This window comes from Aureimonas sp. D3, from assembly GCF_001463805.1.
GTDB lineage: Bacteria > Pseudomonadota > Alphaproteobacteria > Rhizobiales > Rhizobiaceae > Aureimonas > Aureimonas ureilytica_A.
The window spans coordinates 1-1,557 of sequence record NZ_BBWM01000092.1 but is presented as its reverse complement, the minus strand read 5'-3'; the positions used below and the strand labels follow the sequence as shown (position 1 = coordinate 1,557).

1 pseudogene is annotated in these 1,557 nt (G+C 62.6%); it reads left to right on the top strand.

Annotated elements, in window-relative coordinates:
* Nucleotides 1–65 precede the first annotated feature (65 nt).
* Nucleotides 66–1,329: pseudogene (locus AUL36_RS22865) on the top strand (IS110 family transposase); the annotation flags it as partial.
* Between the last annotated feature and the right edge of the window lie 228 nt (nucleotides 1,330–1,557).

The window sequence follows — 1,557 nt, the reverse complement described above, 5'->3', positions numbered from 1 at the left end:
TCATGGCCGGCCAACAGGTCTCTAAAGTGAGGTTGTCGAGACAACACTTTGGAGCGTGACCGACCATGTCCAAACGCCTTTCTACTCCGACCGCCAGCGTGCTGGTAGCGATCGACATGTCGAAGCATCGTCAGGAGATCCTGATCGAGCGACCGGAGGGCGGCCGCCGACGCCGCATGACGGTGATGGCAGCCAAGCCCGATTACGACCGGCTGGTGGACGATCTCATCGCCATCGGACGTCCGATCGTCGTCGGCTTCGAGGCGACGGGCAACTACCACCGTACGCTGGCCCATCGGCTCCTGACCGCAGGGTTTGAGCTGCGCCTGATCTCCTCGGTCGCCTTGGCCAGGACGCGCGAAGCGCTCCACAACGGCTGGGACAAAAACGATCCGAAGGATGCGCAGGTCATCCTGCACATGCTGCGGATCGGTGCGACACAGGCCTATGTCGACCCGCTGGCCGCGGGCATCAACGACCTTCAGGAACTGTCGAAGACCCACGAGACGATCTCGAAGGCCAAGACGCAAACCTGGCACCGCATCCTGACCCACTATCTGCCGCTCTACTTTCCCGAGATCGCCCGCTTCGCCGGCAACAGCCGATCGGACTGGTTCCTGGCTCTGATCGAGCGCTTTCCCACGCCCGGCAGCATCACCGCCATGGATCGTGAGGCCTTCGCGGCAGAGGCTTGGCCTCTGGTCGGCCGGAAGGTCTCCAAGGCAGCGCTCATCAACGACATCTACGAGACGGCGTGCTCGTCGATCGCCTTGCCCGTCCCCGAGGATGCCGCGGCGATCGCCATGTTCCGCATGATCATCGCGCAGGCTCGAAGCCTCATCCAGCAGCGCAACCGGATCGAGGAGACCGCCCAAGCGACATTGGCACAGAACCGGGACTATCAGCTCCTGATCAAGATCCCGGGGATCGGCCCCATCAACGCCCTGACGATCCTGGCGGAAGCCGGCGACCTGCGTCGATTTCGCCATCACCGCCAGTTCCTGAAGTTCTGCGGTCTGGATCTCGCCACGTGCCAGTCAGGCACCTTCCGAGGGCGGACCAAGCTGTCAAAGTACGGCAATGCCCGTTTGCGTCGAACCTTCTGGATGGCCGCCCAGGTGGCGGCACGTCAATGCGACAACAGCTTCCGCGACAAGTTCGGCCGATACGTCGCAGGACATGCGGGCGATGCCGACAGGCGCCGGAAGGCCATGACCGCGCTCACCGCCAAGATGGCGCGTGTCGTTCATGCCGTCATCAAGACGGAGACAGAATACCGACCGTTCCTTGAGCGGTCGGATGCCAGGTGGAAGGACCCCTCTCTGCAAGTGCCGTGAGGGCGCAGCATGCGACCCTGTAGATAATGTTCGGGCCTTCCACCTGGGTGCGTATCCCGTCTTAAGGATGGTGAGGACCACGGTTGCCTCGGCGCCGATGGATCCTGTGTTTGCTATGGCAGGGAGCGATCCCGTTGACGGTGGGAGCCATCTGGCTCAAGTTCAATGCCGACGCTGGCAGCTGCCGGCGATGGAGATCTGTTGGCTCAAGCTTCCCAAA